This window comes from Paracoccus ravus (assembly GCF_004522175.1).
GTDB classification, from domain to species: Bacteria; Pseudomonadota; Alphaproteobacteria; order Rhodobacterales; family Rhodobacteraceae; genus Paracoccus; species Paracoccus ravus.
The window spans coordinates 1-9,957 of record NZ_SDEB01000050.1 but is presented as its reverse complement, the minus strand read 5'-3'; the positions used below and the strand labels follow the sequence as shown (position 1 = coordinate 9,957).

Sequence of the window (9,957 nt, the reverse complement as noted above, 5' to 3'; positions counted from 1 at the left end):
TGGCCATGATGCAGGCCGGTAGCTTCGACGCGAAGGCGATAACGCCCTCCCGACGCAATCGCCGACGCATCACGACTGTCCCCGCCCGGTCGAGACCGACGACACTGCAACTGTTCTTGCCCAAATCGATGCCAAGGATGACAATGCTCATGGTTCGCTCCTTCCTCCTTTGAACACCGACATCCTACACAGAGGTCGGCGGGAGGGGCGGGCCATCCATAAAAGGGGGCGTTTTCGAACGCCTTTTCGGAGAGATCCGCGGGGAGCCAGATTTCGAATACGCGCTGATCGACGGCACCGTTGTGCAGGCCCACCAGAAGGCGAGCGGCGCAGTTGAGGGGATCAGAATTTGATCCAGTGGATCAAATTCCCCCGAAACGGGGACTCAGGCTCGCTCGCGCGGCGGTCTGACCACCAAGATCGTCGCATTGGTCGATGCGCTCGGGAACCTGTTCGATTTCGTACTCCTGCCGGGGCAGGCCCATGACTTGAAAGGCGTCGCACCACTGATCGAGAACGTGGCCTTCGGCGCCCTACTTGCAGATAAAGCCTTCGACGCGGACTGGTTGCTCGCAGAGATCGATGCGCGAGGCGCGTGCGCTGTGATCCCGCCGAAAATGAACCGAAAAATCCAGCGAGATCACGATAGACATGCCTACAAATGGTGCCATCTGGTCGAGAACTTCTTCGCGAAGATCAAGGAGTTCCGAGCCATAGCCACGCGCTGCGAGAAAACCGCCTGTAGCTACGCCGAGAACTGGCGTCTCGCCGCGACCATCATCGCATCCCGATAAATGTCCACGGGCCCTAGAACAATTTTCAAACGAATTGTTCGAAGGCTAATCGTGTGCTGATCGCAGCGCAATCGCGTTTGGATAAATCGGCTGCCAGCCCAGCGAGAATGCTTCGAAAGTCATCTCGCCATTAACACCGAGGCGTGGATTTTTCTCCGCTTTGGTCAGAGACGTGCGAGCTCGCTGCGCGGTGTCTGAGTGGCCGCTTCCGAGGATGCCGCAGGGCAGCACCCGTCGCGGTCGAATGGCCGGAATGGGCCGACCGGTCACACCGCTTCTGCATTCGCCGCGGCGGGCACGATTGGCGGAACAGCGGCCGTACTGCGCATCCGCCGGGTATCGTCTGAATGGCCGCTTGACTGCAACTGAACAGGTTCCGGCCTCGAGTGGGTTCCGTCGCTCATTTTTCTCCGGGCACAACGTTGCCCCAGGACCATCCGGGTGCTCTATTCTGCAGCGACGATATCCGGAGGAGTTGATCCATGAAATTTTTGAACCGAACCGCTTTGGCGGCAGGCCTAGTGGTGATTTCTGCACTGCCCGCATTGGCCGAAACACGCGTGACCTTGAAAGCCGCCAAGTCGGGCTCGTCCTACTACCAGATGAGCGTCCAGATCGCCGAGGCTCTGAAGGCTGGGACGGAGGGCGCGATCAATGCGACCGTCGAAGAAAGTCAAGGTAGCCAGCAGAACGTGATGGAGGTGCGCGCACGCGGTGGCGATTACGTCTTTACCTCGCCGCCGGCATTGGTCAGCGCCGCAATCGAGGGGAAGGGCAGCTTTGAAGGCAAGTCCGATCCCTCGTTTGCCGAGGTGCGCGCGCTATTTCCGCTGCCTTCCCTGACCATGCATTTCGTCATGTCGAAAGATAGCGGCATTACCGATTTCGCCGGGATGGCGGATCACACGATCCTTCTCGGCAAGGGCAGCTTCGGCGCGACTGAGGGCGAGAAATATCTCGACCTCTTCGGCCTGACCGACAAGGTCAAACTGGCGGATGCTGAGCTCTCAAATGCGGTCCCGGCCCTGCAGAATGGGCAGATCGACGGTTTCGTCACCGCAGGCAGCTGGCCCGCGCCGAACGTGATCGAGGCAGCGGCCTCGGCAGGCGTGACCCTTCTGTCAATGACCGAGGAGGAGGTCGCCAAGACCGGCAGCACCAAGCAGGTCATCCCGGCCGGCACCTATGCGGGGCAGGACGCGGATGTGATGACCACCTCGCTTCCGGTCGTGGCCTATACCACGACCAAGATGGATGAGGACACCGCCTATCAGCTGACGAAGACCTTCTGGGAAGAAAAGGCGAAGATGGCCGAAAGCTCTCCGTGGTGGAAGGGCGTGGACAGTAACCTGCTGGCCAATATCACCGGCAAGTTGCATCCGGGTGCGGTCCGCTATTACGAGGAAGCCGGGATCGCGCTGGCAGACGGCCAGAAGTGATCTGATCAACAGTCGGGATCGGGGGCCGGGCGACTTGCGCCCGGCTTTTCCGTATGAAGGATAGGGCAGGATGGACGAAAATTTAACGCAATCACAGATTGGCCGAGCAGCTTGGATCGGGCTGGCGGCGATTCTGGTTTTTTTCCATCTCGGACTGATCTTTTCCGGGCTGATCCCCAACCTTGTCAGCCGTCCCCTGCACATGGCGCTGGCCCTGCCATGGATCTTTCTCTTTGGAGCCAAGCGCGGATGGCCATTGATGTCCGGCTTGGTTTTGACAGTTCTGGGCGGCGGCGCTGCAATCTGGATTGCGGTGAACCACGAGATGCTCGGCGACCAATACGGCTTCGTCGAGGGCTGGTTCCAGACAGGGGTCGCGATCGTCCTGCTCATCACTGTGATTGAGGCCGCGCGCCGGGCAATCGGCTGGCCGCTGCCACTGGTTGCCACCTTGGCATTGGCCTATGCCCTTTGGGGCCAGCATATTCCCGGCGAATTCGGCCATGCCGGCACCCCTTTGCCTTCGTTTCTTGGCAATATGACCATCGCTGAAGGAGGAATCTGGGGGTCTCTTACAGCGGTTTCGGTCGGCGTGGTCTCGATCTTCGTGATCTTCGGGGCTGTTTTGAACGCAGGTGAAGCGGGCCAAGGCTTCATGAATGTCGCGGCGGCGGCGGCAGGCCGTCTTAAGGGCGGCGCGGCCAAGGTCTCGGTCCTGTCATCAGCCCTCTTCGGCTCGATCTCGGGCTCGGCTAGTGCCAATGTCGCCTCGACCGGGGCCATCACCCTGCCAGCGATGACCCGGCTTGGCTATCCCAAGCAGCTGGCGGCGGGGGTCGAGGCCGTGGCTTCCAGTGGCGGCCAGATCATGCCGCCGCTGATGGGCGCGGGCGCCTTCGTCATGGTTGAATTGACCGGCACGCCCTACACCACGATCATGTCCGCCGCAATTTTGCCGGCGATCCTCTATTTCTGGGCGGTCTGGGTCGGCATTAATGCCTATGCCACCCGGTTCGAACTTCGCGGCATCGCGGCGGGCGAACAGCCGGCCACGCGCGATGTGATTATCACTTCGCTTTTCTTTCTCATGCCGTTCACCGTCCTGATGCTGGGCATGTTTGCCTACGGCTACACGCCGCAATACGCGGCCTGCCTGGCCATCATCGTGGGAGCTTTCCTGTTGATGTTTGACGGGCACTTCCATTTTGATCTTGCGCGCGCAGGCCAGCGCTGTGCCTTGGCCTTTATCAGCGCTGCACGGCAGGTCGCGATGATTGCATCGATCATCCTCTGCGCGTCGATCGTGATCGGTGTCTTAGGGGTTACGGGGCTCGGCATCAAAATCACCTCGCTGATCCTTTCCGGATCATCTGGCATGCTCTGGCCGTCCCTGGTCCTGACCGCGCTGGCATGCCTTGTTCTGGGAATGGAGGTACCGACCACAGCAGCCTATGTGATCTGCGTCTCGGTCGCGGGCCCTGCGCTGATGCAATTGGGACTAGAGCCCCTGCAGGCTCATCTCTTCGTCTTCTGGTTCGCGCTTCTGTCAACCATCACGCCGCCGGTCTGCGGGGCAGTCTTTATAGCTGCCGGCATGATCGGCGAGAATTGGGTGAAGGTTGCCATCACGGCGATGTCCCTTGGCCTCGGCCTCTACATCATCCCGATGGGCATGATCGCCAACCCGGCGATCCTGACGCTTTCGACCGCACCGGGGGCGGCCATTCTTGCTTTTGCCCAGATCGGGCTCGGCTTGGCCTTAATCTCTCATGGGGCTATCGCCCGCGGACCAACCCTCTTCCGCCTCTTCGCAGGAGTAGCCGGGATGCTGGTGATCTTCCTGCCAAGCGTACTTATGCCGTTTCTCAGCTGAGTGAGGCGCCGGCACCCGTATCCCACTGCCGCAAGTCATACGTCGCCTATGACGGGGAGAAAACGTCTCCCCGTCATCAGACACTTCATCGGAAGCTCCATTCGCAAGACTGTCAGCGGCGCGCTAATAATTCGTCGTGCCCGTGGTGGGGTGCTGTCCCCACTGAAGGCCGTCGCTCGAAAACCGATCACCAAGTCGCCCGCTTCCGGCTGAAGCGGAGAGGGACGCCTCCCGGCAATCACGAAGGTTCTGGCAACAAGCCGTTGTTTTTATCCACGTGTGTCAGTGGCGCGCGAGAGTTAAATCCGCTGTGTACTGGGACCCGTCCGAATATCGCCGTGGGTTTGAAATCTGTGATGTTCAGATTGGTCTTGCGAGGATCAAAATGCGGCCCGGTTTGCGACAGTGGCCCGGCATTGTGCCGGGCCACCTCTTTTGGGCATTTCAGCTGATACGGCCGCCGCCCTGCTTGGTGATTGCGACCACAGCCGGGCGTACCGGCATCGCGTCGTTGAAATCCGGCCAGCGGGTCGAGAGATCCTCGTAATAGGAGGGACGGCCGTGACCTTCCCAGTCATCGCCGCCATCGCCGGGATGCTGGATGGCGACGAACATGGTGGTCATGTCCTCGGTCGGACATGGGCCGCAGAGTTCGCCACCCACCGGCACGCGGTAGAACAGCCGCGAGGTGCCGCGGGCATCGCCTTCGGTATCCACGGCCCAAAGCCCGTCGGTCCGGCCCGTCGCCTTGTTGTTGTTCCCGTCGGTCGAGACCCAAAGCCTGCCATCGGCATCGATCGCGGCATTGTCGGGCATGCCGAACCAGCCGTTCTTGGTGGTCTCGGTCGAGAAGGTCGCGCCGACCTCGGCCACCGAGGGATCGCCGCATTGCAGCAGGATTTCCCATTGACCCGAGGTGGCGGTGAAATCGCCATCGGCCTCGAGGATCTCGACGATATGGCCAAAGGCATTGTCGACGCGCGGATTGGCGGCGTTCGCTTCCTCGCGCTTCGTGTTGTTGGTCAGCATGACATAGGCGCGACCGGTTTTCGGGTTCGGCTGGATGTCTTCGGGCCGGTCCATCGGGGTTGCGCCCAGAAGGTCTGCGGCGCGGCGCGTCTCGATCAGGATATCGGCCTGGCTCGCGAACCCGTTATCCGCGGTCAGCGGGCCTTCGCCATGGATCAGCGGCAGCCAGACCATCGAGCCGTCCTCGTCGAAGCGCGCCACATAAAGCGTGCCCTCGTCCAGCAGGTCCATATTGGCGGCACGGTCATCGGGATTGTAACGGCCCGCTGTCACGAACTTGTAGACATAGTCGAAGCGCTCATCATCGCCGAGATAGAAGACCACGCGGCCATCCTTGGCGACGACGCTTTCCGCGCCCTCATGCTTGAACCGGCCAAGCGCGGTGCGCTTTTTCGGGATCGAGTTCGGGTCCATCACATCGACCTCGACCACCCAGCCGAAGCGGTTGGGTTCGTTCGTCTCTTTCGAGATGTCGAAGCGGTCTTCGAAGCGTCCCCATTGATATTCTCCGCCGGGCAGACCTAGACGCTCATAATTCCCGGCCTCGGGGTGATCTGCAGGCAGTTCGCCCATGAAATAGCCGTGGATGTTTTCCTCGGCCAGAATATAGGTGCCCCAGGGCGTGACGCCGCCGGCACAGTTGTTAATGGTGCCGAAGACCTTGCGACCCTCGGGATCGGCTGCCGTCTTGACGCGGTCGTGACCGGCCACGGGACCGGAAAGCTGCATTTCGGTCTTTGCGGTGATGCGGCGGTTCAGCGCGCCATCCAGCACCGGCTGCCATTTGCCGCCCTCGCGGCGCAGCTCGATGATGGTGCCGCCATGGGCAGCCATCTCGATGGCGACACGTTCGGCGGTGGCGTCGGTCACCGTGATCTCGCCGTCGGTGACAGTGACGATGCCGGGGAACATCAGATGTTCGTTGGTATATTCGTGGTTCACGACCAGCAGGCCGCGATCAGCGGAACCATCCAGCGGGATGAAGCCGACAAAGTCGTTGTTATAGCCGAACTGGCGCTCCTGCGCGGCCTCGCTCTGGTTGGTCGGGTCGAATTCCGGGGCATCGTCAAAGACCTTGTCGCCCCAACGCAGCAGAATGTCGGCGTCATAGCCTTCGGCGACGTGATGATCCGCATCGACGCCCGCCTCGACCTCGGGGAAGCTGAACACCGATCCGGTGGCGGCGCGCGCCTCGCTGGCGGCCATGATGGCCATGGGCGATACCGTCGCCGCGATCGCGGCCGAGGCCATCGAGCCCTGAAGGAAGCCGCGACGCGAGAAACGGGCCGCGATGATGTCGCCCATGGTGCGATTGGCGGTCGGATTGAGCCCGGGGCCATCTGCCTCTTCCAGCCGCGAAGTGCGGAAGATCTCGGTCTGCGACTTGCGAGAATTATTCATTATTTCTTTCCCTGGCAGGTTGCTTGGTGGCGGTTCAATAGCCGGGGAAGATGACAGGGGTGCTACAATATCCGTCGGTTTCCTGCGCTTTGGGCTGTTGGCTCCCAGGTCGCTGGCCGCATCAAACGGGAAAATCTGTACTTTGCCAACTGCCGAGCGACACATCATCGAATATCAGGGCATCTGCGCGGTTTGCGCCCGGCAGGATCAGCAAGATGGCGGGAAATAAGCAGTAACCACCAGCAACTTCTGAAGGCGGCTTGCGCATCGGCGAAGATCTGCCTTATGAAAGTGATGTGATAACATTACATGTGAGAAGCCGATGCCAGACCGCCACCCCGCCGGCGACAAGCGCCTTCCCGTCACCGTCCTCTCGGGTTTTCTCGGCGCGGGCAAGACGACGCTGCTGTACCATGTCCTGAACAATCGCGAAGGTCGCCGCGTCGCCGTCATCGTCAACGACATGTCCGAGGTGAATATCGATGCCGATCTTGTCCGTGGCGGGACTGAACTCTCGCGCGCTGAGGAAAAGCTGGTCGAGATGACCAATGGATGCATCTGCTGCACCCTGCGCGACGACCTGCTGAGTGAGGTGGCCCGGCTGGCGGCCGAGGGGCGCTTCGATTATCTGCTGATCGAATCCACCGGCATTGCCGAGCCCTTGCCGGTCGCTGCGACCTTCGATTTCCGCGATGCCGAGGGGCACAGCCTTTCGGATGTGGCGCGGCTCGATACCATGGTCACGGTGGTCGATGCGGCTAATCTGACGCGGGATTTCTCGAGCTATGATTTCATCGCCGATCGCGGCGAATCCTTGGGCGAGGGCGATGAGCGCACGCTCGTCGACCTGCTGACCGACCAGATGGAATTTGCCGATGTCATCGTCCTGAACAAGGTGACCCAGGCCGGGCCCGAACGCCTCGATCAGGCCCGCAAGATCGTCCGCGCCTTGAACCCGGATGCCCGGCTGATCGAGACCGATTTCAGCCGTATCGCTGCTGCCGAGATATTCGAGACCGGGCTTTTCGATTTCGACCGCGCCCATTTGCACCCGATGTGGGCCAAAGAGCTTTACGGTTTCGCCGACCATGTTCCCGAGACCGAGGAATACGGCATCTCCTCATTCGTCTATCGGGCCCGGCGGCCTTTCCATCCGCAGAAGATCCATCAGCTTCTGAACGGCGATCTGCCCGGCGTGATCCGGGCCAAGGGGCATTTCTGGATCGCCTCGCGGCCGAATTGGGCGGTCGAGTTCAGTCTTGCCGGTGCGATCTCGACGGTGACGCCGCTTGGTGGTTGGTGGGCCTCGGTCCCGCAGGATCGCTGGCCGAGCCATCCCGACGCGCTGGTCGAGATGGAAAAGCATTGGTCCGAACCTTGGGGCGACCGTCGGCAGGAGCTGGTCTTCATCGGGGCAGGCATGGACAAGGCTGCCATCACCGCAGCACTGGATGCCGCGCTGCTCGAGGCCTTCGACTTCACGCCCCAGCTCTGGGCGAACCTGTCCGATCCCTTCCCAAAATGGGGCCACCGCAAAATCGCCTGAGGGAGGAACAGTTGACCATCCATACCCAATTCCGTTCTGAACCCGCAACGATCCTTCAGGGCAGCGCGCCTTTCACCCGCATGGTCTTCAGTGGCTCAACGAGGTGCCGCCGGATCGATTGCCGCACCTGCGAGCAACGCTCGGGGCGGGGGACGTCGCAAGGGCGATCGAGGCAGAATGCGACCGGGTCGGTATTCTTGCCGGGCCGATGTGCGAGACGATGACCCGAGACGTTGCCTCACTGGCCCTGATATTCGCCGGGATCATATCGAGTCCGAAGCTGCGGCTGCGTTTGCAGCCGGTCAGCGCCAACTCCTGCCGTCGTTTTCATGTCGACCGGATCCGGGCGCGCCTTCTTTGCACCTATCGCGGCAGCGGCACGCAATTCGCGCGGGAGCCGGAGGGCGCGCCGATGCTGCAGATGGCGGCCGGAGAGGTCGCGATCCTCCGCGGCACCCTTTGGCCCGAGGATGAGATACCCGCGGTTCTGCATCGCTCGCCTCCGATCGAGGGGAGCGGCGAGGTCCGACTTCTGCTGGTGATCGATCCGGTGCTTGACGATGACGATCAGGAGGATCTGCAATGAGCCCCCGCAACCTGTCGACATCGCTCCGCTGTCGCAGCACCGCGCGGCCGATGGAAGATTATGACCGCCTGCCGCCGGAACTGAGTCGCTGGGTTTCGACTGCGGCACTGCCCTGGAGTGCAAAATCGGTCCTGCGTCTCTGGTCTCGCCTGCATCGCGAGACCGGCGGCGACACCAGCGGTATGATCCGCAGGATCTGGGGCAAGGAATATGTCGAACAGGCGTGCATCTCCGCTGGCATGACGGCTTGGCCGGGTTGAGAGCAATGGCGGGGTTTCGCTTTGCCACGTCAGTGAACAGCGGCACAGATCCGCGGGTGCTTGCGACTATTGCGATAGAGGGTGTCTCGCTCGCCCTCTGGAATCGCAGTCTGCCGGAGGAGCTGGATATCTGGCTGGCCTCGCTGCCGGTCGAAAGCCTGCCCCGTTTTGATGGACGTGTTGCCAGTCAGCAGGTCGCGAAAACTTTGCGCGCGAGAAATCCGGCGGCCGCCTTCGGCCCGGGCGCGGCGTTCGCCGAGGAAGTTGCCGGATTGGCGAAGATCGCCTCGGAGATTTTTGCAAGCCCCTTGTTAGACCTGCGGCTCGGTCCCGCCTGCGGGATGCGGCAATCGGGATGGCAATTGGATGCCGCTACGGCACGGTTACGATGCAGTTTTCTTGGCTCCGCTTTTGAGTACGGCCTGCTGAGAGCGAAAGCAGAGGAGACGAAACCGCACCACCTCTCGAGGGGGACGGTTGGCATTATTCGCGGGGCACTCTGGCCCGGGGACGAACTGGCGGCAATCGTGCATCGGCCTTCACTCGAGCCGGAGCAAGGCTCAAGCCTTCACCTGATGATTGGCCCGGTCGAACCCGTCGGTTCCTGCTGAACCTCGCTCAGTCCGGCTTGCAGATCATTCCGGCCGGAATACCGTTCTTGTCCAGTCGGCGCTCGAAATCCTTCGCCAGATCCTCGACGGTGACGGCTGCAAACTGCTCGAGCAGTCGCGTCTCGGCCGCCAGCAAAGCAGCATCGATCCGAGCATCAACGGCCTGCTCGACAAGGCAATCCGCCGGTTCGAGTAACGGGCGAAATTTGGTGATGGCCTGAAGGGTGGCATATCAAGGCGGTGTTCAGATGCCGTCAATTCTCAGCAGAGAAAAGGATACGCCACATGTCATTGACTACCATCATGCAGTTGCCCGATCCATCCGGATTCAGCTCAGACCCGTTCACCGATATTATTCGCGAGGGCGCGCGCAAGCTGATCGAGCAGGCCATCCAGGCGGAACTCGCGGCGTTGATGG

At 61.4% G+C, this 9,957-nt stretch carries 8 protein-coding genes and 4 pseudogenes; 8 read left to right on the top strand and 4 right to left on the bottom strand.

Features of this window, described 5'->3' with window-relative positions:
* A pseudogene (locus ESZ60_RS19880) lies at nucleotides 1–151 on the bottom strand (IS110-like element ISMmg1 family transposase); the annotation flags it as partial.
* Between the two features lie 244 nt (nucleotides 152–395).
* Between ESZ60_RS19880 and ESZ60_RS19870 the strand changes: the two are divergent.
* From ESZ60_RS19870 to ESZ60_RS19860, 3 genes and pseudogenes are all read left to right on the top strand, one after another.
* Nucleotides 396–794, top strand: a pseudogene (locus ESZ60_RS19870) (IS5 family transposase); the annotation flags it as partial.
* A gap of 482 nt (nucleotides 795–1,276) precedes the next feature.
* On the top strand, nucleotides 1,277–2,233 hold the full coding sequence (locus ESZ60_RS19865) for a TAXI family TRAP transporter solute-binding subunit (RefSeq protein ID WP_134682401.1): 957 nt from the start codon (nucleotides 1,277–1,279) through the stop codon (nucleotides 2,231–2,233).
* Nucleotides 2,234–2,303: 70 nt separating this feature from the next.
* Nucleotides 2,304–4,106 (top strand): TRAP transporter permease, encoded by a 1,803-nt coding sequence (locus ESZ60_RS19860; RefSeq protein WP_134682400.1) that lies wholly within the window; start codon nucleotides 2,304–2,306, stop codon nucleotides 4,104–4,106.
* 444 nt (nucleotides 4,107–4,550) lie between these two features.
* Here the strand turns inward: ESZ60_RS19860 and ESZ60_RS19855 are convergent, their stop codons facing one another.
* Nucleotides 4,551–6,536 (bottom strand): PhoX family protein, encoded by a 1,986-nt coding sequence (locus ESZ60_RS19855; RefSeq protein ID WP_134682399.1) that lies wholly within the window; start codon nucleotides 6,534–6,536, stop codon nucleotides 4,551–4,553.
* 121 nt (nucleotides 6,537–6,657) lie between these two features.
* Nucleotides 6,658–6,804: a hypothetical protein gene (locus tag ESZ60_RS20965; RefSeq protein ID WP_167620246.1), complete on the bottom strand. Its 147-nt coding sequence runs from the start codon at nucleotides 6,802–6,804 to the stop codon at nucleotides 6,658–6,660.
* Nucleotides 6,805–6,858: 54 nt separating this feature from the next.
* Between ESZ60_RS20965 and ESZ60_RS19850 the strand changes: the two genes are divergently transcribed.
* The 4 genes and pseudogenes from ESZ60_RS19850 to ESZ60_RS19835 all read left to right on the top strand — a co-directional run bounded on the left by ESZ60_RS19850 (nucleotide 6,859) and on the right by ESZ60_RS19835 (nucleotide 9,539).
* The gene (locus ESZ60_RS19850) at nucleotides 6,859–8,082 is read left to right on the top strand and encodes a GTP-binding protein (RefSeq protein ID WP_134682398.1); all 1,224 of its coding nucleotides are present in this window, start codon (nucleotides 6,859–6,861) and stop codon (nucleotides 8,080–8,082) included.
* Between the two features lie 73 nt (nucleotides 8,083–8,155).
* Nucleotides 8,156–8,668, top strand: a pseudogene (locus tag ESZ60_RS19845) (DUF1826 domain-containing protein); the annotation flags it as partial.
* Nucleotides 8,665–8,928: a DUF6525 family protein gene (locus ESZ60_RS19840; RefSeq protein ID WP_134682396.1), complete on the top strand. Its 264-nt coding sequence runs from the start codon at nucleotides 8,665–8,667 to the stop codon at nucleotides 8,926–8,928. The pseudogene ESZ60_RS19845 and the gene ESZ60_RS19840, both read left to right, overlap by 4 nt.
* Nucleotides 8,929–8,933: 5 nt before the next feature.
* Complete coding sequence (locus ESZ60_RS19835; RefSeq protein ID WP_134682395.1) at nucleotides 8,934–9,539, top strand: DUF1826 domain-containing protein; 606 nt, start codon at nucleotides 8,934–8,936, stop codon at nucleotides 9,537–9,539.
* 7 nt (nucleotides 9,540–9,546) lie between these two features.
* Here ESZ60_RS19835 and ESZ60_RS21755 read toward each other — a convergent pair whose 3' ends face one another.
* The gene (locus ESZ60_RS21755) at nucleotides 9,547–9,675 is read right to left on the bottom strand and encodes a hypothetical protein (RefSeq protein ID WP_280634018.1); all 129 of its coding nucleotides are present in this window, start codon (nucleotides 9,673–9,675) and stop codon (nucleotides 9,547–9,549) included.
* A 149-nt stretch (nucleotides 9,676–9,824) separates the two neighbouring features.
* Between ESZ60_RS21755 and ESZ60_RS21585 the strand changes: the two are divergent.
* A pseudogene (locus ESZ60_RS21585) lies at nucleotides 9,825–9,957 on the top strand (IS256 family transposase); the annotation flags it as partial.